Source organism: Plesiocystis pacifica SIR-1 (assembly GCF_000170895.1).
GTDB classification, from domain to species: Bacteria; Myxococcota_A; Polyangia; order Nannocystales; family Nannocystaceae; genus Plesiocystis; species Plesiocystis pacifica.
Map to the genome: position 1 here is coordinate 63,088 of NZ_ABCS01000038.1, position 20,550 is coordinate 83,637.

The 20,550-nt window shown below is 71.2% G+C and carries 15 protein-coding genes; 8 read left to right on the forward strand and 7 right to left on the reverse strand.

Annotation, left to right across the window (positions count from 1 at the left end):
* Nucleotides 1–57: 57 nt before the first annotated feature.
* From PPSIR1_RS19975 to PPSIR1_RS19980, 3 genes are all read right to left on the reverse strand, one after another.
* Nucleotides 58–1,794 carry a proteasome accessory factor PafA2 family protein gene (locus PPSIR1_RS19975; protein ID WP_006972940.1) on the reverse strand — a complete coding sequence of 579 codons (1,737 nt, stop codon included), beginning with the start codon at nucleotides 1,792–1,794 and terminating at the stop codon, nucleotides 58–60.
* A gap of 3 nt (nucleotides 1,795–1,797) precedes the next feature.
* On the reverse strand, nucleotides 1,798–1,974 hold the full coding sequence (locus PPSIR1_RS48065; RefSeq protein WP_006972941.1) for a hypothetical protein: 177 nt from the start codon (nucleotides 1,972–1,974) through the stop codon (nucleotides 1,798–1,800).
* A 176-nt stretch (nucleotides 1,975–2,150) separates the two neighbouring features.
* Nucleotides 2,151–2,918 carry a Bax inhibitor-1/YccA family protein gene (locus PPSIR1_RS19980; protein ID WP_006972942.1) on the reverse strand — a complete coding sequence of 256 codons (768 nt, stop codon included), beginning with the start codon at nucleotides 2,916–2,918 and terminating at the stop codon, nucleotides 2,151–2,153.
* Between the two features lie 186 nt (nucleotides 2,919–3,104).
* On the opposite strand from PPSIR1_RS19980, the gene PPSIR1_RS19985 reads away from it, so the two are divergent.
* Nucleotides 3,105–3,683, forward strand: a complete 579-nt coding sequence (locus PPSIR1_RS19985) for a hypothetical protein (RefSeq protein WP_045116370.1) — start codon at nucleotides 3,105–3,107, stop codon at nucleotides 3,681–3,683.
* A gap of 31 nt (nucleotides 3,684–3,714) precedes the next feature.
* Entirely contained in the window at nucleotides 3,715–4,083 is a 369-nt protein-coding gene (locus PPSIR1_RS19990) for a DUF533 domain-containing protein (protein WP_006972944.1), read from the forward strand.
* On the opposite strand, the gene PPSIR1_RS19995 is transcribed toward PPSIR1_RS19990, so the two are convergent.
* Nucleotides 4,080–6,584 (reverse strand): radical SAM protein, encoded by a 2,505-nt coding sequence (locus PPSIR1_RS19995; RefSeq protein WP_232296512.1) that lies wholly within the window; start codon nucleotides 6,582–6,584, stop codon nucleotides 4,080–4,082. The genes PPSIR1_RS19990 and PPSIR1_RS19995 overlap by 4 nt on opposite strands.
* A gap of 312 nt (nucleotides 6,585–6,896) precedes the next feature.
* On the opposite strand from PPSIR1_RS19995, the gene PPSIR1_RS20000 reads away from it, so the two are divergent.
* The 5 genes from PPSIR1_RS20000 to PPSIR1_RS20020 are packed head-to-tail and all read left to right on the forward strand — an operon-like array spanning nucleotide 6,897 to nucleotide 15,986.
* Nucleotides 6,897–8,891 (forward strand): radical SAM protein, encoded by a 1,995-nt coding sequence (locus PPSIR1_RS20000; RefSeq protein ID WP_006972946.1) that lies wholly within the window; start codon nucleotides 6,897–6,899, stop codon nucleotides 8,889–8,891.
* 34 nt (nucleotides 8,892–8,925) lie between these two features.
* Nucleotides 8,926–10,689: a radical SAM protein gene (locus PPSIR1_RS20005; protein WP_006972947.1), complete on the forward strand. Its 1,764-nt coding sequence runs from the start codon at nucleotides 8,926–8,928 to the stop codon at nucleotides 10,687–10,689.
* A gap of 33 nt (nucleotides 10,690–10,722) precedes the next feature.
* Complete coding sequence (locus PPSIR1_RS43265) at nucleotides 10,723–14,292, forward strand: carbamoyltransferase C-terminal domain-containing protein (RefSeq protein ID WP_157595744.1); 3,570 nt, start codon at nucleotides 10,723–10,725, stop codon at nucleotides 14,290–14,292.
* Between the two features lie 39 nt (nucleotides 14,293–14,331).
* Nucleotides 14,332–15,660, forward strand: a complete 1,329-nt coding sequence (locus PPSIR1_RS49430) for a trypsin-like serine protease (RefSeq protein ID WP_006972949.1) — start codon at nucleotides 14,332–14,334, stop codon at nucleotides 15,658–15,660.
* The gene (locus tag PPSIR1_RS20020) at nucleotides 15,657–15,986 is read left to right on the forward strand and encodes a DUF1294 domain-containing protein (protein ID WP_006972950.1); all 330 of its coding nucleotides are present in this window, start codon (nucleotides 15,657–15,659) and stop codon (nucleotides 15,984–15,986) included. Before PPSIR1_RS49430 ends, PPSIR1_RS20020 begins: the two co-directional genes overlap by 4 nt.
* Here PPSIR1_RS20020 and PPSIR1_RS20025 read toward each other — a convergent pair.
* From PPSIR1_RS20025 to PPSIR1_RS48075, 3 genes are all read right to left on the reverse strand, one after another.
* Nucleotides 15,975–16,997, reverse strand: coding sequence for a BtrH N-terminal domain-containing protein (locus PPSIR1_RS20025; protein ID WP_006972951.1), 1,023 nt, complete (start codon nucleotides 16,995–16,997; stop codon nucleotides 15,975–15,977). The genes PPSIR1_RS20020 and PPSIR1_RS20025 overlap by 12 nt on opposite strands.
* Nucleotides 16,998–17,010: 13 nt before the next feature.
* Nucleotides 17,011–19,176: an MYXO-CTERM sorting domain-containing protein gene (locus PPSIR1_RS20030; protein ID WP_157595745.1), complete on the reverse strand. Its 2,166-nt coding sequence runs from the start codon at nucleotides 19,174–19,176 to the stop codon at nucleotides 17,011–17,013.
* Between the two features lie 200 nt (nucleotides 19,177–19,376).
* A complete protein-coding gene (locus tag PPSIR1_RS48075) occupies nucleotides 19,377–19,526 on the reverse strand; it encodes a hypothetical protein (protein WP_006972953.1) in 150 nt (49 codons plus the stop codon).
* Between the two features lie 500 nt (nucleotides 19,527–20,026).
* Here PPSIR1_RS48075 and PPSIR1_RS20035 point away from each other — a divergent pair.
* A partial coding sequence (locus PPSIR1_RS20035) for a hypothetical protein (protein ID WP_006972954.1) occupies nucleotides 20,027–20,550 on the forward strand: 524 nt, incomplete at its 3' end.

A 20,550-nucleotide genomic window follows, 5' to 3' on the forward strand; every position in this document is an offset into this window, starting at 1 on the left:
GGGCTCGTGCACGGGTCCCCGACGCCCGAGTGACACGGGGGCTTGGGGCGTCCCGGCCTAGCGGTAGTCGTCGAGGCGGATGACCTCGCGGCGCAGGAGGCCGCGCTGGATCTCGACGTGGTCCCAGCTGATCCGCGCGACGACGTCTTCCTCGGCGCGGGCGAGCTTGCGGATCAGCTGGCTGCGTCGCCGGGCGGGGCTGCCCTCCGGGGCTTCCCGGGTGGCGTGCTCGATCTCCGCGTCGCCGATGAGCCGCGGGGCCAGGGCCTCGCGCTCGAGGCGGGCGAGGTAGCCGACGCCGAGCTCGTGGTACTTGAGGTCGATCTTCTTGCGCGCCGCCAGGCCGAGCTCGCCGTCGTCGTCCACGCCGTCGAGCAGCCCGCGCTTGGTGACCCAGTCAATGCGCCCGAAGGCCGCCGCGGGCTCGCGCTCGAGGGTGTCGAGGGCCTCGGACCACGCGTCGATGAGCTCCCGGGCCTCGAGCGAGGGGGCCTCGGAGTCGGCGACGAAGCGGCGCGCGGCCTCGAGGTACAGGCGCTGCAGCTCGAGCCCCGTACGCGCCTGGCCGTCGCTGCACCACACCCGGGCCTCGAGCTGGGGGTCGGCGCAGATCGCATGGAGGGCCCGGATGGCGCGGCGATCCCCGAACACGCCGACGCCTCGGGTCACCCGCGGGAGCTCGCGCAGGGCCCCGGCCTCGGCCATGTCGAGGACCAGGTTCGTGGTCGCCAGCTTGAGGTACTCGGCGTGGTGGCAGCCGTTGCTGTCGGACAGCCCGAGCTGCAGGCGCTGGCGACGGCGGAACAGCGCCCACATCGGCTTCAGGCGCAGGTCCATCATCGAGTAGAGCTGCTTCATCAGGTTGCCGATGTCGTAGATCGAGCGGTCCCCGGGCAGCACCGTGGTCCGCACCAGGCAGCGCATCGCCGGGCCCTTCTCGGACAGGCCAAAGCTCCCGTCGGCGTCGAGGCTGCCCGCGCCGGTCAGCACCGGGCGGCTGATCAGGAAGGCGAGCATGTCCCGGCGCACGCGCCGAAAGGCGAAGGCCCGGACGATCAGGGCGAAGCCCGCCATGCCGACGAAGGTGCCGACGATGCCGATGCCCGCGCCGCCGCGCTCGACCAGGGCGAAGACCGTGGCGAACATGGCGTGGAGGCGATCGAAGGCGGGCTCGAGGCGGGGAAAGATCCAGCTGAGCAGGCCGCCGAGGACCAGCCCGATGACCGCGAGGGCGAGGATCAGGCCGACGAGCGCGAACACCACCGCGAGCGTGGGCACGCCGGTCACGAACACCACGGGCAGCCAGGCCGCGAGGGCCAGGCGGTAGAGCCACAGCTGCGCGCCCTGGGCCACCTCGGCCTCGTAGTTCTCCTGCGCGCCGTAGATGTGCCCCTCGGCGTCGCGGCAGTTCTTGAGCAGGCCCAGCTCGCCGTGGAAGCCCAGGCGGCGCAGGCGGGCGGTGACCTCGGGCAGGGCCTGGGTCAGCAGCCGCTCTTGCGCCCGCTGGTAGAGCAGCAGCTGGCTCGGGCCCCGGCACTCGGGCGTGCTCGCCTCGATCAGGCCGCCGTGGGTCGCCTTGGGCAGGTACTCGTAATAAATCGCGCCTCCGTTCTCGAGGAAGCGCTGGCGCCGGCTGTATTTTCTGGCGCCGTCAGAGGTCGCGACTCGCTCATCGAGGACTTCGATGAACAGGTCGTAGACGCTCTCGTGGTCGGGACGTCGCGGGTCGGCGGGGTGCGCCGGGCTGTAGCGGATCGCGTACTCGGTCTCGAGGCCGAGCAGACGATCGAGCATGGCTCACTCGCCGCCTTCGGGGACCACCGTCTCGCGCGCGTAGGCCTCGGCGCGGACCTGGGCGTCGCTGCGGATGTCCGCGAGGACTCGCTCGAGGCGCTCGCTCGCGGGCGCGGGCTGCGAGGCGCCGGCGGAGTCTTGGGGACGCGAGAGGTCTCGGGCTCGAGCCTGGTCGGACATGGTGGGCAGCGTAGCAGAGCGCTGCGCGGGACGCTGCCCGACTTTTGCGGGGAGCTTCGAGCAAAGCAAAGAGCGCCCCAGAGGGGGCGCTCTCATCGAGCTGCGGGCCAGGCGGACCCCGACTCGGGGGCCGGCGTCCAGTTTCGCCCGCTTCGAAATCGCCCTTCGAGTCGAAGTCAGTCCCGACCGCCGCCGAACAGGCGCAGGAGGAACATGAACAGGTTGATGAAGTCGAGGTAGAGGGTCAGCGCGCCGAGGATGGCCAGGTTGCCGCCGCCGCCGTTGACCAGGTAGATCTGCTTGATCTTCTGGGTGTCGTAGGCGGTCAGGGCCGCGAACACGAGCACGCCGATGACGTTGTAGACCAGGTACATCGTGCTGCCCATCACGCCCGGGATGAACATGAAGGCGATGCTCGAGACGATCAGGCCGACGAGGGCCATGAACAAAAAGCGGCCCCAGCCCGAGAGGTCGCGCTTGGTCGCAAAGCCCCACAGCGCCAGCGATCCGTAGGTCACCGCGGTGATCGCAAACACCGAGGCGATGGTGCCGAGGCTGTAGACGAAGAAGATGAACGCCAGCGACATGCCGTTGAGCGCCGAGTAGACCAGGAAGGTCGCGGTCGCGGCGGCCGGGCTCATCTTCTGCACGCGCGAGGCGATGACGAACACGAGGATCACCGGGGCGAGCACGGCGACCCAAAACAGCCCGGTGCCGAAGATGGCGTTGACCAGGGTCGGGCTCTGCGCGACCAGGAAGGCGGTCAGGCCCGTGAGCCCCACGCCCGCGGCCATCCACGCGTTGACCCGAGTCATGAACTGCTCGACGCCGCTGGCGAGCTCGGGCGAGGGCCTCGCGCCGGCCTGCATCCCCGGGGCGTAGTTGGGTCCGTGGCCGTAGGGGTTGCGCTGGCCGTAGGGGTCCTGCGAGGGGTTGGGCTGCATGTCCAGCAGTGTGACGACTGCCCCGGGGGTGGTCAACCGGCGCGAGGACGGTCGCTGCGCTCCAGTTTTGCGCCCTGCCTGCCCGGCCGTGGGGGCTCGGGGCCGGGGGGCGCCGTAACGTCGAGGGCGCGTCGCCGTGGACGCCTCCCTTGCGCCGCTCCCCGGCTGGGGCGAATCTCCCCGTCGATGCTGCTTCGCCGCTCCTCCCCCGACGCCGCGCCACAGCCGCCCGGTGCGACGCTCGGCTGCGCCGTGCTGGTCCTGGCCGCGAGCCTGGCGTGCGCGCGGGTGGACGGCCGGGCCCGGGCCTACACCCCGCCGAGTCCAAACTACGCGCGCGGCAGCGGATGCATCGACACCCCCTTCGTCGGCCGCGACGCCCCGGCGGGCTCGGGCGGGGTGCAGTGCGGCCGCCGAGCGAGCAACCTCGAGGTCTCCGTGCGCGGTCGGGTCGTCGGCATGCAGGGCGGCCTCCCGGGGCAAGGCCTCGAGGGTCTGTGGATCACCGTGCACCCCGACGCTGGCGGGGTCGATTCGATCGCCGCCGAGAAGGCCCAGACCGGTCCCCAAGGTCAGTTCGAGGTCCACCTGCGCAGCGCGGGCGAGCAGCTCATCGCCGTGCGCCGGGGCTCCGAGCGTGGGGCCGTGGTCGCGGCGCGGCGCGTCGATCCTGCCGTCGACGACATGGGCAGCGAGCTCGTGCTCTACGTCGAGCTTGGCCACGCTGGCGCCGGGGAGCCGGGCGAGGGCGAGGGCGCGCGTTGACCCCCGCCACGAACCATGGATGAATCCGGCGATGCCCCACCCCCAGGCCATGTCCATGCTCCGGATCCTCGCCGGCCTCAGCTGGTCCGACGGCGTCCTCGCCGAGAGCGAGCGCGCCAACCTCGAGCGCCTCATCGGCGCCACGGCCCTCGATGACGACGAGCGCGCGCGCGCCAGCGCCTGGCTGAGCGAGGCCGTGGTCTTCGACGAGAAGCTCGTCGCCGACCTCAGCGAGAACCAGCGCCTGGCGACCTACCAGGCCGCGGTGCGCCTGGCGATCGGCGACCTCGACCTGGCCGAGGCCGAGCGGGCCTTCCTGGAAGAGCTGCGCCAGGCGCTAGACATCGACGCCGACACGGCCAGGGAGATCGCCGACGGCGTCTCCCGGCCGACCGGCTAGACCACGTCCACGCCTTCGTCGCGCAGCCGCTTCTTGACCCGATCCGTGAACCCCGCCGGCACCGACTCGTGGCGCCGCGGATCGTTCAACGGCCGCACCAGGTCCTCCGGCGCGATCAGCCACGGCGGCTCCGGCACCTGGTCCAGCTCGTAAAAGCCCCCGCAAAAACAAGCGTGCGGGCAGGTCTCGCACACCGGCTTTCGCACCCGCCGCTCCGCCAGGTACTCCGCGAGGTTCACCGTCTCGTTGTTCACGAACACCATGTGCCGCTCGAGCTTGGCCAGGTCGCCCTGGACCAGGTGGCGGTGCTTGGGCATGAAACAAAAGGGCAGGTTGATGACCTGGAAGCGGATCTTGCCCGCCCACGCGTCCATCACCTCCACCGCGTGGTCCGCCGCCTTTTGCGTGTCCGGAGCCACCCAGCTCGTCGCCCGCCCAAAGGGCGTCAGGAACTGGATGTTCATCCACCGCAGCCCCAGGTCCCAGCAAAGCTGCGCGAGCTTGTCCACCTTGTCGTGGTTGCCCTTCGTGACCGTGATGTTCATGCCCAGCTCCACGCCCTTGGGCGCGTACTTGAGGCAGTTGCGGATCCCATCGGTCGTCTGCTGGAACGCCTCCGCGACCCCGACCTGCTGGGCGTGGGTCCGCGCGTCGTGGCCGTGGACCGAGAACAGCAGCGTCGTCAGCCCCGAGTTGACCAGCTTCGCCGCGTAGTTCTCGTACACGCAGCGCCGGCCGTTGGTCGTCACGTTGACCCGGCGGTAGCCCATCGCGCGCGCCGACTTAATGAGTGGGATCAGCTCCGGGTTGAGCGTCGGCTCGCCCCCGTCGAAGTCCACCATCGTCACGCCCTGCTTGCGGTACTCCAGCAGCTTCTCGCGCTGGCGAACCGGGTGCCCGTCCAGCTGCGTGCGCGTCCCGACCGCACAGAAGGTGCAGTGGTTGTTGCACACGTAGGTGACGTTCATGATCAGCTTCTTCGGCCCCTGAGAGGCCGCCAGACGCTGCTGGAAGGTCCACATGAACGCCTCGAGGGTCTCGCGCGGAACCGACGAGGTCGCGCTCGGAGCCGTCTGGAAGTAAGGCCCCCAGTCCTCGAGCACCGGCAATTTCTTACCCGTGCGTTCTTCGGCGATGGCAGCCAGCTCCGTCCCCGGCAGCGGCGTCGCGTACTGCACCGCCGGCCAAGCCTGGTACTCGTCCCAGAGATCGAGGGCGAAAGCGAGGGTCCCGTTGACCTCCTCCGCCGTCTCCCCCGGCAGCCCGATCATGTAGTGGATCATCAGCGGCACCTCGGCCGCGTGGGCCCGCTGCGCCGCCTCGCGGATCGCCCCCAGATCGAGCTGCTTGCGGACCACCTCCGTGACCACCCGCTGCACCCCCGACTCCGCGCTGACGCTGAGCATGTTGACCCGCCCCTTCATCGCCTCGAGGTGCCGCGGCAGCAGGTAGTCCGCCCGCATCCCGTTGGGGCAGTCGAAGCGCAGATCGAGCGTCACGACCTCGTCCAAAAACGCGTCAAAGTGGCGCTCGTTGACGTTGATGAGCTCGTCGAGGCACTCCAGCCGCGTCGCCCCGAGGGCCTTCAACGCCTGCAAGTACGCGCGAAGCTTCGCTTCCGAGTATCGCCGCTGCTTCTTCGGCTCGCCCCGCGGCGTCTCCGGGTTGCTCGAGCAGTGGATGCAGGTGAACGGGCACCCCCGGCTCGAGACCATCGGCAGCGTGCGCCCGTCGATCGGAAAGGTCCACACCGGCCGCCCCAGATCCGCGACCACGCTCGCGCACAGAGCATCGTGAGCCTCGAGATCGACCCGCGACCAAGCCGGAAAGGGCAGCTCGTCGAGCACCGGCGACTCCCCCCGATGCACGCCAGACGGACGGATCCCCTCGAAGTACGCCTCGAGCAGACGCGGAACCGTGACCTCCGCCTCGTAGCGAACCAGCGCATCCACGCCGGGGTAGTTGGCGAGAACTTCAGCCCCGTCGACCTCCACGTAGTGCTGCCCCGACTGGTAGCAGTCCGCCAGCACCAGCGCCGTGCTCTCGACGGGAAAGCGCTCACGCAACCCATCGAGCAACGCCCCCAGGAGATCGTCCCGATGCGGCGGCCGATGGAAGACCGTGTAGGCCACGACGATCGCCGCAAAGTCCTGATCCGCCGCGAGCCCCCGAACCTGCTCGAGCATCCCCTCGACCGTGCAGCCCAGCGCAGCCCGACCATCCTCGCGCCAGCGCAGCCCCGCCCCAGGAGTCGCGAGCGCATCCACCAGCTCCACCCGACCTTCCCCAAAGCGCTCCGCCAACACGGCAGCCAGCTGTACGGCGCCGAGATCGGCAAAATACGGATAGTCGATGAAGTCCCGCGCCACAGACATGGGCGGATGAAGGACCAAGACGCGCGGGTCGCCCATTGCCTCGCAGGGTATCACCTCGCCCCGAGCCCCCAGGGTGCGCTGAGAGCGGAACCCCAGTCTCCCGGCGTGTATCTGAAGCACCCTCACAGCCGCCCCGCTCTACGTGAGGTTCAAGCCCAGCACGATCCCGCCCCCCACTTGCCCGAGACGGAGAACGCCCTTGCGAAGGCTGGCGCGACCGGACGGGGAGACCCCCCACAGCCGCGAGTTCCGCAGCCGGCACAACACGCTCGCTGAGCACTTCAGCGCCCACCGGCGAGGACCTGTCTGAGCGGATGTGGGGGGTCTCCCCGGCCAGCGCCTGTACCTCCGAGACCCCAAACCCCCTGAGTCCAATTCAGAAAGCCCACACCCCCAACGCCGACCCCCGCGCCCACCCAGACGAGTATGATGTCGCCGATGGACGGCGGAACCGCGACCTCCCAGGCCCAAAAGAACGTCACAAAAGAAGACGCGGCCCACCAAAAGCGCAACTGGGTCCGCCTCACCTTCGACTGCAACGACAATTGCATCTTCTGCCTCGACTCCCACACCCACAACGGCACCTACCGCTCCCGCGAGGAAGTCAAAGCCCAGATCCTAGACGGCCGCCGCAAGGGCGCCGAGCGCCTGATCCTGTCCGGCGGTGAGCCCACGATCCACCCCGACTACGCCCAGTTCGTCCGCCTCGGCCGCCTCGCAGGCTACAAGCGCATCCAGACCGTCACCAACGGCCGCCTGTTCGCCTACAAAGACTTCCTCACCCGCTGCATCGACGAAGGCCTCGGCGAGATCACCTTCTCGATCCACGGCGTCAACGCCCGCATCCACGACGCCCTCGTCGGCACCAAGGGCGCCTTCGAGCAGGAGATCAAGGGCCTGCAAAACGCCCTCGACGACGGCCGCGTCATCATCAACATCGACGTGTGCGTCAACCGGGGCAACGTCAAGACCCTCCCCGACCTCATCGAAAAGTTCACCAACATGGGCGTCCGGGAGTACGACCTGCTCCACGTCATCCCCTTCGGCCGAGCCTACACCGAGGGCAAGGAGACCCTCTTTTACGACCTCGAAGAGATGCGTCCCTACTTGCTCAAGGCCTTCGAGTACAGCAAGCGGCCGGACATGCACATCTGGCTCAACCGCTTCCCCGTCCCCCACCTCGAGGGCTTCGAGAACCTCATCCAGGATCCCTACAAGCTCAACGACGAGGTCCGCGGCCGCAAGGAGGAGTACGAGCTGCTCCTCGACGAGGGCGTGCCGCTGGACTGTCGGGCCCCGCACCGCTGCAGCCACTGCTACATGGAGCCGATCTGCGACGAGCTCGACGAGGTCCGGGCGCTCGTCAAGGAGTCCGCCTTCGAGGTCGTCCGCTACGACACCGAGTGGGAGGCCAAGCAGGGCCCCGTGTTCGGCGGCGACCCGGCCTCGGCCGAGCGCAGCAAGATGCGTCGGCAGATGGTCGAGATGCTCCAGGCCGCCGAGGCCACCGGCAGCCAGGTCACCGCCGAGGCCGCTGCGTTCGCCCTCACCGAGAAGATGCAGGCCGCCAACGCCGGCGCCCTCGCTCAGATGGACCCGAACCTCGACAAGGTCGAGCACAAGAAGCTCCGCCTGCCCGTGCTCCAGACCCTCGGCATGAACGCCTCTGGGGGCATGATCTACGACAAGCCCGAGTACCCCGGCCTCGACGAGCAGATCACACGGGCGCTGAAGCAAGCGGGCGTGGGCGCCATGCCGCTGTGGCTCGTCGCGCCCAACCTCGACAAGGCCAGGGCCGGCCGCTTCGAGCTGTTCGGCCAGGCCACCCAGCTCGAGCTCGAGCTCGAGGACTACGCCGGCCTCGCCGACGCCCTGACCCTCGCGGACGGCAAGGCGACCCTGTTCGACCGCGAGCTGACCCGCGTCGTCGTGCGCACCGCCGAGGACGCCCAGGCCATGCTGGCGCTCGAGGCCGACTTCGAGGTCTGCGTGATGCTCAGCAAGGCCGTCGAGCCCTGGCTGCTCGAGCTCGCCGAGCGCGAGTCCGTCAGCCCGCGCCTGGCCCTGCGCCAGCCCACCCACGAGCGCTTGACGGAGTCGGCCGAGCAAGACCTCGACCTGCCGGCTTTCTTCTCGCGCTTTGGCCACGCCGTCCCCGTCGACGACGTGCCCAGCTGCGTCCTCGGCCGCCCCGCGCGGGCGCGACGAGGCATCCTGGACACGAGCATGATGACGCTCAGCGCGGCGGGCCAAGAGGGCAAGCTCGAGATCTTCCGCTACATCAAGCGCTACATCCTGGACCGCTACTGGCGGAAATCGCTGCGCTGCAAGACCTGCGTGTACACCGAGTCGTGCCGCGGGATGCACATCAGCTACATCCGCGCCCACGGCTTCGCGCTCATGGACCCCGTCGAGGCCGCCGCGGCTCAGTGAGCCGTCACGCGGCGAGAGTGAACGAGCCGAGCTGATGGCGAAGTCCCCCGTCAAGCTGCCCGTCGTCGGCGCTGCCCCCCACCCGGTCATCACCGAGCGGGACCGCCGGGAGGCGAGCGCGGTCACGGTTCAGGGGACGGGGCACGTGTTCGAGATTCAGCTCGGGCACCTGTGCAACAACCGCTGCGTCTTTTGCTCGAGCGGCATGCTGACCCAAGAGGGCCTGGCCAAGCCCGTGCCCCTCGACGACATCCTCGCGGCCATCGCCGAGGCCAAGGCCGCCGGCGCGCGCCGGCTGATCTTCCTGGGCGGCGAGCCGACCCTGCACAAGGGCTTCTTGACGGCCCTCGAGCACACCGTCGCCGTCGGCTTCGAGGACATCGTCATCTTCACCAACGGCGTGCTCCTGCCCCAGCCTGGCTTCATCGACAAGGTCGTCGCGCTGGGCAATTTCGAGTGGCGGATCTCCATCCAGGGCGCCGACGAGGCCTCGCACGTGGCGGTCACCGGCCGCAAGCAGAGCTTTCGGCGGATCATGACCGGCCTCGACGAGCTCGCGCGCCGCGGCCAGCGGGTGACCATGAACATGTGCGTCAACGAGCACTCCTACCGCTCGTTGCCCGGCTACCCCGAGCTCATCCGCGAGCACGGCATCGCCCAGGTCCACATCGACATCATCCGCCCGGCGAGCACGGGGCGCGACAGCCTGCTCTACTTCGAGGAGATCATGCCGCGCTACTCGACCATGGCGCCCTACCTCGAGCAGATGCTCGACGGCTTCGAGGTGGCGCAGCTGGGCGTGGAGGTGAGCGTGGGCAACATGCCCTACTGCGTGCTGCGGCGCTGGCCGGCGGCGGTGTTCCACGGGGGCGAGGACACGGTGACGGTGGCCTCGGACGGCACCGGCCTCGAGCCCGAGGTCGACAAGTACGCCTGGCACGCGGCGATGCGCCAGCACGTGCCGGCCTGCGAAGGCTGCGTCATGCGGGAGGACTGCACGGGGGTATTTGCGACCTACCTCGAGCTCCACGGGGACGCCGAGTTCGTCGCCTACGACGAGGCCGAGCTCCTCGCCCTGCCGCCCGCGCGCCGGCCCTTCTCGACGCTCATGCGCCGCTGTGTGGGGGGGCTGTTGGCGGCCCTCGAGGACGGCGCGGAGGGTCTCGATGGACTGGGCTTCGCCTTCGAGCAAGAGCACGACGAGCGGCTCGAGCGGAGCCTCGGGCTGACCTTTTGCCAGCTCGATGGTAGGGGGCGGGTGACGCTGCGCTTCGAGAGCCCCGAGCACAGCGGCGCGTCGACCTGGGCCGCGGACGGGGCGGTGATCGTCGCGCGCGAGCCGGCGTGGCGCCTCGCCGTGGTGGTCGATCGCAGCGTGCCGGAGCCGAGCTTCCTGGCGCTGCTCGACTGGGCGTTGGGCCACGCCGCGGTGGATGCCGAGGGCGCCCGCGCGGCGTGGGCGAAGGCGCGGAGCCTGGCGCCCCTGCGCGCCCGCGCGGGGCGGACCCTGGCGCGTCTGCGCGAAGCCACGGCCCCCCGCGGCTGGACCTGGGCGTCGCGCCCCGCGGCCGCCTCGAGTCCCCGCCCGGAGCTCGGCCTGCGCGTGCAGGGCCCGAAGCCGGGCCGCTTCATCGACCTGGTCCTCGAGCTCTCGCCGCCCGCGGGCATCGAGCTCGACTTCCGCTCGGGACCGTCCGTGGCTCCGAGCGAGGCCGAGGGGCTGATCGCCGAGCTCGTGGCCATGCTCAAGGCGCTGCCCCGGGCCGGCAAAGCTGGGGCGCGGACGAATCGGGCTTGAAGCGCGGGCCGTGTCCCGCGACAGTCGAGGTCGATGAGCGCAGCGAGTCCAGCCAAGGCCCAGCGAGTGATCACGGACGCCTTCGGGACGCGCCTGGATCCGGACGAGCTGCTGGCGGGCCTCGACGCCCTCGGCCTCGACGGCGGGGCGCTGCGCTTCACGGACGCCGGGGTGACGCTGCGCTGCACCGACGAAGACCCGCGCTCGGACGCCGTCGCGCGGGCCTCGACCTGGCTGCGCACGCGCCTGTCTCCCCTCGTGCCGGTGCGCGTCGAGGTCGGTGCCGCGGCGAGTGAGCGCTTCGTCGACGCGCGCACCCGCGTGGCCCAGGCGGTCAGCGTGGTCGAGCTCGTCGATCCGCCGGGGGAGATGGCCCTGGGCGTGGCGGCGCTGTGCGAGCGCCTCGGCGCGGCGACCGGGGTCGAAGGGGGCGGGCGCCCCAGCTGCCCGTCAGGCCTCGGCGGACCGCTGCCGCAGTTCATGGACGCGCTGGCCGACGCCCTCGCCAACGTAGGCGTGGCTGCGACGCTCGCGGGCTACACGGCGCGCGGAGGCTGGGCCCAGGGCGACGCGGGCGGGGAGCTGCACTTCGTCCTGTGGCTGCGCCCGCCCTCGCCCGAAGGCGTGCGCCAGGCGGCCCTGCTCGCCGCGAGCCAGGATCGAGGGGCCCTCCAGTGGTTCGCCCAGGCCGCGCACGTCGAGGCGCCCTCGGGCCCCGTTCCCGACGTGCTCATCGACGGCCTCGCCTGGTCCGTCGCCCGCCGACCCACGGTGGCGAGCCTGCACCGGGCCAAGGCGGACGCGCCGGTCCGCGTCGACCCCGAGCGCTGCGACGGATGCGGCGTGTGCGAGCGCCTGTGCCCCGTGGACTTCCTCGACGGCCTCGGGCAGCCCCGGGCCGGGCTCGAGCCCGACGCCTGCATCCGCTGTCAGGTCTGCGTCGAGGCTTGCCCCACCGACGCCATGCGCCCGGTCTACGGCCCCGAGACGGCGACCCTCGCCTCGACCCTGGGGCACCGACCCGGCTGGCTCGCGCGGCTCTCGGGCGCCGCCGGCCCGAGCACGCCCGCGCCCTTTCCCCCGAGCTACCTGCTGCCCAAGGCGCCCTCCGAGGGCGGCCCGCGCTACGTCCTCGGCCTGGCGGTGATGACCATGCAGGAGCACGCGGCGGTGCTCTTGCGCGACGGCGAGCTGGTCGGGGCCATCGAGCTCGAGCGCCTCAACCGGCGCCGCCACGCGGGCTGGCATCCGCCGGGGCGCCCGGGCGTGACCGCGGCCGTCGACCCGACCATCTGCGTCGAGCAGACCTTTTGCTTCGCCCCGATCCGCGCCCTCCTCGACGCCGAGGGCATCACCCTCGACGATCTCGAGTGCATCGCCGTCAACGGCCTGCACGGCCGGCTGCGCCACGCCTTTTCGTTCATCGACGACGAGGAAGCCATCCCGGCGCTGCGCGTGGGCCGGGTGCTCTACCTGCCCCACCACCTCACCCACGCCGCCTCGGCCTTTCGCCTGTCCGGGCAAGACTCGGGCTGGGTGATGACCCTCGACGGCCGGGGCGACCGCGAGTGCGGGGCGGTGTTCCGGGCCGAGGGCGGCGAGATCCGAGCCCTGCGCACGGTCCTGGCCCTCGACGATCGCTCGATCGGCGGGGTCTACGAGGGCGTCACGCGGGTGCTCGGCTTCGGCGGCCACGGCCAGGGCAGCACCATGGCGCTGGCCGCCTTCGGGGAGCCGCGCGTGGACATGTCGGCCTTTTTGAGCGCCGAGCCAGCGTTCACGGTCCACGAGCAGGGCATCAACGAGGCCTTCGCCGAGCTGCGCCGCGAGCACCCCGACGACGCGCACGGGCCCGAGCACCACGACCTCGCGGCGAGCCTGCAGCACGCCCTCGAGGCGGTCGCCGGGAGCCTGCTCGAGTCCGAGGCCGGGGCCGGGCCCCTCGACGGGCTGAGCCTGGCCGGCGGCGTGAGCCTCAACTGCCGGATGAACAACGGCCTGCGCCTGCGCTTTCGGCCCGCGTCGATCTTCGCCCAGCCCGGGGCCAACGACGGCGGCACGGCCATGGGCGCGGCCCTCGAAGCCTGGCACCGCCTCGGCGGCGCGCCGCTGCCCGCCCTCGAGCACGCCCTGCTCGGCCCGAGCTTCGACGACGAGGCCATCCTCGACGCGCTGCGCGGCTCGGGCCTGCGTTTTGCCAAGGTCGAGGACGTCAGCGAGGCCGTCGCCGAGCGCGTCGCGGGGGGCGAGGTGCTGTGCTGGTTCCAGGGCGCCATGGAGTTCGGGCCGCGGGCCCTGGGCGCGCGCAGCATCGTCGCCGACCCGCGCCGCCCGGCGATCAAGGATCGGGTCAACGCCATCAAGCAGCGCCAGCCCTGGCGCCCCTTCGGCCCCTCGATCCTCGCGGGTCGGGAGGGCGCGTGGTTCGAGGAGGCCTTCGACTCGCGCTTCATGCTGTTCACCGTGGGCGTGCTCGAGGGCAAGCGCGCCGAGGTCCCGGCGGTCGTGCACGTCGACGGCTCGACGCGCCCGCAGGTCGTGCACGCCCACACCCACCCGCGCTACCACGCGATGATCGCCGCCTTCGAGCGCCGCACCGGGGTGCCGATGGTGATCAACACCTCCTTCAACCGTCGGGGCGAGCCGATCGTGTGCACGCCCGAGGACGCCCTCGACAGCTTCCTGGGCCTGGGCGCGGACGCCTTGGCGATCGGCTCGTTCATCGTCGAGCACCCCAGCAAGGTCGCGCCGCCGAGCTTCCAGGACTGCCTGCGCGACAACCTGCCCGACTTCGCCGGCCTGGCGATGCTGCCCAGCGAGGCCGACGCGGGGCGCCTGCGCGTCGTCCCGAGCCGGCCGCTGAAGGTCCTGACTCAGCTCGCGCGCGGCCGGGAGCGGGGCCACGCGCGGGTCGTCGTCGATACCCGCGGCCTCGAGCCGGGACCCCACGCCGACCTCCCCGAGCTGGTCCGCCACGCCCGGACCATGGGCTACGCCGAGGTCGCCCTGCGCGTCGACGTGGTCGCTCTGCGCGGTGCCACGGCGGCCATCGAGCGCGCGCGCCTCGATCGCTTGGAGGTCCAGGTGTGGGCCCCGGGCGAGGCCCTCCACGATCGCCTCAGCGGCGCGCCCGGGAGCTACCGGCCGAGCCTCGCGGCGCTGCGCAGCCTCGCTCGGGCCAAGGCTGGCCCCGCGGTGACCCTCGACGTCCCGGTGCTGCGCAGCACCCAGCGCCTGCTCGGCGGCGTGGTCAAGCTCGCCGGGGCCCTCGGTGTCCGAAGCTTGCGCCTGGCCATGGCGGAGCCCGGCTCCGTCGCTCCCGCCGAGCTCCCGCGCGTCGCCGAGGCGGCGGCCTACGTCCGTCAGGTCGCACCTCTGGCTGCGCGGGCGGGCCTCGAGCTGACCGTCGAAGCCTTCCCCGAGTGTCTGCTCGCTGACACTGCAGGTCGGCGGGAGCGGCCGCTACGGGTTGCAGGCAGCGCGACCGCGGCCGAGCCCGCGCCGTGCCGAGGGTGTCGCGCCCAGAGCACCTGCGCGAAGACCTGGCCGAGCTACCTCGAGCGCTTCGGGACGGCGGAGCTGCGCCCGCTGCCGCCCGAGTGAGCGGACTTTGTCCGCGGCACAAGTCTGCGACAATGCGGCGTGCCTCGATGGACGAATACCCGAGCGGCGATTCTGGTTTCAGCCTCGTGCGGGCTCTCGCTGCTCGCGGGGTCGGCCCAGGCAGCCCCGCCCGAGCTCGCGCCCAAGCCCTCGGGCATCGTCAACGGGACCGACGTCGGCGAGTGCGGCTACGCGGCGGTCGGTAGCTACGGCCACACCGAGGGGGAGGAGCGCGTCGCGTGCTCGCTGACCCTCATCGCCCCCGACGTCGTGCTGACCGCGGCGCACTGCCTCGACGCCACCGGCACCCCGCCCGAGGTCCGCTTTGGCGAGACCTTTCTCGACGCCCCGCGCTCCGTGCCCGTCGACTTTTGCATGGCCCACCCGGGCTGGGACGGCGACTGGGGCGACATCGGCTTTTGCGTGCTCGCCGAGCCCGTGCTCGACATCCCGATCATCCCGATGGCGGCGGGCTGCGAGCTCGAGGACGCGGTCCCCGGGGCCGAGATCGAGGTCGTCGGCTTTGGCGTGAGCTCGGCGGTCTACGACCCCAACCTGCCGCCGGAGTTCCCCTACGACACCGAGGGCGCGGGCATCAAGCGCAAGACCCCGCAGACCCTCGAGGCGCTGGTCATGCCGTCGAGCCAGATCTGGATGCTGGGCGATCCGCAGCTCAACAACAGCTCGTGCTTTGGCGACTCGGGCGGCCCCGTGGTCCTGCACCTCGAGGACGGGCAGGCGCGGGTGCTCGGCGTGGGCCAGATGATCCACCCGGACAACCCCAACTTCGACGAGCCCTGCGGCTACGGCATCATCTACCAGGCCGCGTGGCCGCACCTGAGCTGGCTCGAGAGCATGAGCGGGCGGGATCTGACCCCGTGCTGGACGGGCGGGACCTGGGACCCGGGGCCAGGCTGCGGCGGCTTTGCCCTCAACCCCGAGCTCGAGGTCGGCACCTGGGGGGAAGGTTGCGTGGGCGGAGGCAGCATCTCGCCGGCGGGGCCGACCTGCGAGGCCGATCCGGGGGGGACGACGACCACGACGACCGAGGGCGGCGAGACGACGACCACGACCGAAGGCGGCGAGACGACCACGACCGAGGGCGGAGACACGACGACCACGGGCGGCGGGACCACGACGGGCGGCGGGACGACCACGACGACCGGCGACGATGAAGTCGGCGGGGACGAGTCGGCGGGCACGGGGAGCGACCCGGGTCAGTGGGTCCCGGACAGCTCCGGCTGCGGCTGCGCGGCGGGGGAGCCCGACTCGGATAGGCCCGGCCGCGCTTGGTCGGGCCTCGGCCTGCTCTTGGTCCTTGGAGCTGCGGCGACTCGTCGCCAGGGGCGGAGCCTCCGAGCCTCGTGAGCGGCCAGGAGCTCCTCTTGTCGTGGCTCGGGTGGTTGGGGACGTGGAGCCTCGTCACCTTCGTCGCCTACGCCCTCGACAAGGCCGCGGCCAAGCAGGGGAAGCAGGCCAACGGTCGCAGCGTCGCCCCGCGCATCCGCGAGTGGAGGCTGCACGCCCTGGCGCTGGTCGGAGGCTTCGCCGGAGGCTGGCTCGGGCGCCGCGGCTTGCGGCACAAGACCAACAAGCCCGTGTTCGGCGTCGTGTTGACTCTGGCGACAGTGCTCCACCTGGCGGGGGCGCTCGCCGGGCTGTGGTGGTGGCTCAGCCAGGGCTCACCCGGCTGAGCGCAGAGTCAGGGCGCGCTGGTAGTAGCCGCGCTCGCCCGCCTGGATCCCCCGAAGGCGGTCGCGGACGCGCTCGAGCCCCGGCCGCGGATCGCTCGCCTCGCTGAGCTCGCGCAGGGCCTGGGCGAGCTGTGTCCACGCGGCCGCCAGCGCGCGCATGGCCGGGGCCAGGTCGAGGGCCGCGACCGCGGCGGACAGGCCCGCGGCCTCGTCGAGGAACTCCGCATAGATGCCGCGGAAGGCCCCGCCGCCCGTGCCCCGGCGCTCGATCACCTCGTAGGCAAAGCGGGCGCAGCGGCGCCAGTCTTCGAGCTTCGGCCACGCGTCGAGGTCGGCGAGCCAGCTGTCGAGGGCCGCCGCGCCGCGGAAGTTGGGCCCGTCGGCGAGCAGGCGCGCCGCGTTCTCGACGATGGCCGCGACCACGCGCGGCGCGAGCTGGGCCTCGTCGAGCTGCGGCAGCGAGCTCGGGGCGTAGACGTTGCCGTCGTGGACCAGGGGCGGGGAGCGGCACACCCGGGCCTTGGCCATGGCCGCGTAGGGGATGGCCTGGAGCTCGGCGCGGTGCATGTCCGAGACGAGGAAGGTCTCGGCGTCGTCGTCGTAGGCCCAGGCGCAGATGACGTGGCCGGGGAAGTGCACGTCGTCGAGGTAGGGCAGGTGGTAGATGTCCGTGAGCAGCAGGGGCAGGCGCCCCTCGACGATGGCGCGCTTGAGCTCGTCCTCCGCGGCCTGGGGCGCGAGCCCCTCGACCCAGCGAAACTCGGCGCCGATCGCCTCGAAAAAGCGGCGCTCGAAGTCGAGGGAGCGGCCGTGGACCAGCCGGCTCGGGCGGAGCCCCGGGAGCGCCAGGTACCACAGGCCCAGGCCGCCGCCGAGGCCAAAGCACAGCGCCTCGGTCCACGGCAGGCCGTGGAAGTTGGCGAGGTTGGCGAGCCCCGTGCTCGCGCAGTGCCGCCCGGTCACGTGGGCGCCGGGGATCCGCGCCCGTCGGGGCAGGCTCGCGCTCGTCATCGGAACGAGGGTATCAGCCGCGCCGCGAGCTCCGGGACCGCCGCCGGAGCAGGGCCAGGGCGGCGAGGCCGAGGGGGAGCCCGAGCTCTCGAGGCGGGCGGTCTGGCTCGGCCGTCGAGCAGGAGCAACCGCCGTTGTTGATCAGCTGCGGCCCGCCCTCGCCCGTGCCGACCTCGTCGTCGAGCCCCTCGTCGGGCCCGAGCTCGTCGGCGCCCTCGTCCGGGCTGCCCGTGCTCTCGGAGCCCGTCTCGGACTCGGTCTCGGCGCTGCCCCCTGTGCTGGAGTCAGAGTCGGAGTCGGAGCCGGAGTCGGTCTCGGTGCTGGAGTCGGAGTCGGTCTCGGTGGTGCCGCCGGTATCGGTCTCGGTGTCCGCCTCGGGATCCTCGTAGCCGGACCAGTCGTAGGGGGTGCAGTCGCTCCACGCGCAGCATTGGTCGTATTCGTACTCGGACACGATGGCGAGCAGCGCGGCCTCGAGCTCGGCCTGCGTGAGCGCGAGCTGGAGGCTCTGGGTCCCGCCCGAGCCCCAGTCGGCCAGCTGCTCGAGCTGCGGGGTCACGGAGGCCCACTGGGCGAAGGGGCCGACGCCGATGACCCGGGTTTGCACGCCAGCGAGGAGCAGGGCGTCGAACTCGGCCTGGACCTGGGCGTCGGTGGAGTAGCCCTCGTAGCCCGAGCCGGTGATCAAGATGGTGGTGAAGTGCGTGCTCTCGTCGACCGGGTCGTCGAGCTCGGGATCCTCGCCGCTCGAATAGAAGTCGTGGTTGAGGCGGACGGTCTGGAGGCCGAGGTGGAGGTAGGCGCCCGAGCCCGCGCAGGCCGTGCCGCCCTCGTGGTCGCAGCGCGGCATGTGGCTGAGGGTCTGGTTGGCGAAGAACACGCCCTCGTCCTCGTCGCTGTCGACGGGGGTCCAGGTGATGGGCGGACCGGCCCAGGGATCGGCGCACCCCGGCTCGGCGCAGGAGGTGTGGGGGTTGAGGGCCCAGTCGAAGTTCGGGTGGGGGCAGCGGCTGTACTGGAGCAGGAGCTGCTGCTCTCCAGGGGCGGGCAGCTCGTCGCCGTAGACCGCCAGGCCATAGGTGCCCAGCTCCACGACGTCGGCCATCTCGAGCGCACCCTCGAACAGACCCTCGGGCCCCACGAGGCCCGCCCGGACCATGTCCCAGGGAGTCTCGCCGAGCTCGCCCGCGGTGATCGGGTCGTTGAGCGATCCGGGCACGTTGAGCATGGTCGAGGAGGCGTCGAGGAGGATCATGTAGCGGGGCTGACCGCCCGCGCACGCGGGCGCGATGACGCTGTCGATGATCGCCAGAGTGTGGTCGGTCAGGGCCGCGGCGGTGTCCTCGGGGGTGGGCGCGAGCCCTGCCTGGCCGGTGCCTCCAGCCGCGGCCAGGGCGTTCGCGGACGCGAGCCCGCTGGTGTCCTGGTCGACGTAGATCACGTGGGTGATCACGTCTTCTTGGTCGAACAGCTGGGCCGCTGGGATCGCCGGATCGGCCTCGGGGGGCCCGAGCACGAGGTCGCCGCCAGGGCTGGTCCACGGCCCGTCGGTGATCACCAAGGTGGTGTAGGGCCGCGGGACGACCTCCTCGAAGTCCGCGGGGTGATCGGCCTTGGTCTGGACGACCTCGGCCGCCGCCCGCTCGAGCGCGCCCGCGGTCCAGGCCTCGATGCCCGTCGCCGCGCCGTCGAGGGGCGCCGGCGTGGCCTCGAGGCTGTCGACGAGGGCCTGGCCGTTGCAAGGGAAGTAGCTCGCCTCGGCGTCGTCCCAAGCGACGTCGAGGACCTGGCCGTCGACGAGGCCCGAGCCGTCGCCGGGGATCGGCGTGTCTGGATCGGGCGAGGGATCGTGGCCAAAGCGCATCAGCGCGAGGTGGGTATTTTGGCTCAGGAAGCTGCCGGGCTGGACCTGCTGCGCGATGGTGTCCGTGACCACGTCCCAGCGGGTGAGCTGCTGGCCCTGGTCCCAGATCGTGTTCATCGAGGTCGAGTACTCGACGAGGATGAGCACATTGGGCTTGAGGAAGGTGCACTCGCCCTCCTCGGGGCAGTCGAATCCCCCCTCGGCGACGGCGGCCGGCGGGCGCATCCCGAGGCTCAGGCCGAGACCCAGCGCGGTGAGCAAGCCCAGCTGCGCTGCGCTTCGTCTAGTGCGGACGTCGTCGAACGGTGAGCCCATCCTCCGATCTTAGCCCAGCTCGCGCAGGCCGAGCTCGACGTCGGGGAAGGGCGCCCAGCCAGCTCTCGGGGGCGGCGAGCGGCCGAAACTAAAAAACGAGCCCCGCTTCCAGCTTGGAAGCGTGGGCTCCTCGTCGAGTGGCCTGTACGCCGGGCTCCTCCGTGAGCCGCGAGCGTGCAGGCGAGCGGGAAGTCGTGGGGTCAGCCGAGCAGGCTGAAGGCGTCCTCGCGGAGGCGGGCGCGGGGCGAGCGGCCGGACTTGCCGCGCTCGCGGGGGGCGGGGGCGTCCTCTTCCATGCGGCGAGCGCGGGTGTTGGAGCGACGAAAGAGCATGTCGGCGATGAAGAACATGGGATGGAACCTTCCGTGGTCTGGGTGCGCGACGAGGTCGCAGTGTGGGGCGTTTTGCCCCGACGGGGCGTCATGTCCCGACTACGAAGATACTGTACTTTCTGAATTTCGGTTCGTCAACAGTACCAACGGAATTTTTCTACTCCGGTGGAGCAAGCCCAGTGCACCACCAGGGACGTGCTTTGAGCGCTCTTCAGCGGTTCAAATCTATTTATTGAGCGAATTTGAGCTACTTCTTCGATCCTGGGACGACGTGCAAGAGTTCACGGAGAATGGATCATGACTGCGCGAACGTGAGCTTGAATTACAGTCAGACTAGAAAGAAGGGCAGGATCAGCCCTCAGAAAAATTCATCCTTACTAAAATCAGGGTGGAAGTCTCCCTCCAGAAATCCAGTGTAGCTAGAATTTTGTGTTCTCAGTCACGACATTGGCCCTGATGTAGGTGCCGATGGCCTACCATCGAAAGGCGCGCGCCACTGAGCCGTTTGCGCCCCGTCGATGTTCGCTTCGAGCCTGCTCTTGACCCTCACCCTGTCGGGCTCTGGCGCGCCGGCGCCGAGCTGCCCCGCGCTCTCGGGGGACCCCCTCGAGCACGTGCCCGCGTCGGCGACGACGGTCGTCGGCCTCGACGTCGACGCCCTCGCCAAGACCGCGGTGGGTCGGGCGCTCTTGCCTGCCCTGCGCGCGGATCTGCAGATCGCCGAGGCCCTCGAGATCCTCGACGACTGCGGGCTCGAGCTCGCGCGCACCTACGCCATGATCGCGGCCCGCGACGCGGGCGAGGGGCGGATGCTGGTGGTCCAGGGTCGAGGCCTCGGCGAGCGCTCGACCCTGACCTGCCTCGAGGCCGAGCTGCAAGCGCGCAGCGAGGGGGCGTCGCCGTGGACCCGCGAGGCCGGGACCTGCGGCGAGCGCCTGGCCCTGCGCGATGGCTCGCGGGCCTGGGTGGTCAACGACTACACCCTCGTGTGGGCCCGGGCGGGCCTGGCCGATCGCGTGGCCGAGCAGCTCGAGGGTCGGGC

Bases quoted from the DNA above. Each gene is read 5' to 3' on its own strand.
- PPSIR1_RS19975 (WP_006972940.1), bottom strand. From the start codon at position 1,794: ATGCTCGATCGTCTGCTCGGCCTCGAGACCGAGTACGCGATCCGCTAC.
- PPSIR1_RS20030 (WP_157595745.1), bottom strand. From the start codon at position 19,176: ATGGGCTCACCGTTCGACGACGTCCGCACTAGACGAAGCGCAGCGCAG.
- PPSIR1_RS19990 (WP_006972944.1), top strand. From the start codon at position 3,715: ATGCCCCACCCCCAGGCCATGTCCATGCTCCGGATCCTCGCCGGCCTC.
- PPSIR1_RS20000 (WP_006972946.1), top strand. From the start codon at position 6,897: ATGGACGGCGGAACCGCGACCTCCCAGGCCCAAAAGAACGTCACAAAA.
- PPSIR1_RS48065 (WP_006972941.1), bottom strand. From the start codon at position 1,974: ATGTCCGACCAGGCTCGAGCCCGAGACCTCTCGCGTCCCCAAGACTCC.
- PPSIR1_RS20005 (WP_006972947.1), top strand. From the start codon at position 8,926: ATGGCGAAGTCCCCCGTCAAGCTGCCCGTCGTCGGCGCTGCCCCCCAC.
- PPSIR1_RS20025 (WP_006972951.1), bottom strand. From the start codon at position 16,997: ATGACGAGCGCGAGCCTGCCCCGACGGGCGCGGATCCCCGGCGCCCAC.
- PPSIR1_RS48075 (WP_006972953.1), bottom strand. From the start codon at position 19,526: ATGTTCTTCATCGCCGACATGCTCTTTCGTCGCTCCAACACCCGCGCT.
- PPSIR1_RS43265 (WP_157595744.1), top strand. From the start codon at position 10,723: ATGAGCGCAGCGAGTCCAGCCAAGGCCCAGCGAGTGATCACGGACGCC.
- PPSIR1_RS19985 (WP_045116370.1), top strand. From the start codon at position 3,105: ATGCTGCTTCGCCGCTCCTCCCCCGACGCCGCGCCACAGCCGCCCGGT.
- PPSIR1_RS19980 (WP_006972942.1), bottom strand. From the start codon at position 2,918: ATGCAGCCCAACCCCTCGCAGGACCCCTACGGCCAGCGCAACCCCTAC.